This is a genomic window from Streptomyces chisholmiae (assembly GCF_031845445.1).
GTDB lineage: Bacteria > Actinomycetota > Actinomycetes > Streptomycetales > Streptomycetaceae > Streptomyces > Streptomyces chisholmiae.
This window is the reverse complement of record NZ_JAVREO010000060.1, coordinates 1-725: the sequence shown is the minus strand read 5'-3', so window position 1 is coordinate 725 and position 725 is coordinate 1. Positions and strand designations below refer to the sequence as shown.

At 68.8% G+C, this 725-nt stretch carries 1 protein-coding gene; it reads left to right on the top strand.

Translation table 11 applies throughout. From position 1 onward, the window contains the following. Positions 1–52 precede the first annotated feature (52 nt). The coding region (locus RM844_RS32050; RefSeq protein ID WP_311670969.1) for an ABC transporter substrate-binding protein at positions 53–725 on the top strand (673 nt) is incomplete at its 3' end.

Genomic DNA, 725 nt, shown 5'->3' with positions numbered 1-725 from the left:
GCTGAGCGCGATCCCGGATGTCCGCACTGCCAGAATCGTGACCCCGCGAGTGATGCAGTTGACCCTGCGCGGTGGGCAGCCGACCTTGGAGCAAGCCCAGGTGCGCAAGGCGATCCTTGGCTTGATCGACGTCGACCTGCTGGCGTCGGTGGGTGCGGGTGACGACAACACCGTGACGCTGGCGCAGGCACAGGTGCGCTCTCCATCGGATCCCGGTTACGTACCGACAGCGCCTCCGGCGATGTCGCGGGAGGCCGCGCTGGATCTGTTGCGCGGCGCGGGCTACCAGATCGAGCCTGTGGCCGAGCCGCCCGCGCCCGGCGAGCCGCCGGCGCCCGACAACGGTAGGCAGCACATCACCAAGGACGGCGCTCCGTTGTCGTTGGTGCTGGGTGTGGCGTCCAACGATCCGACCTCGGTCGCCGTGGCCAATACCGCCGCCGATCAACTCCGCAACGTCGGCATCGATGCCTCGGTGCTGGCACTGGATCCTGTTGCGCTCTACGGTGATGCGTTGACCAACAACCGGGTCGACGCCGTAGTCGGCTGGCATCAGGCCGGGGGAGACCTGGCAACCAGCCTCGCCTCACGCTATGGCTGCCGCGCATTGGAAGCCACGGCCGTCTCGACGGCTGTTCCCGGCGTCGCTCCGACGCCGTCGACGAAGCCGACCACCAGCGCCTCGCCGGCTCCGGCCACGACACCGACGTCGACACAGCCGATCC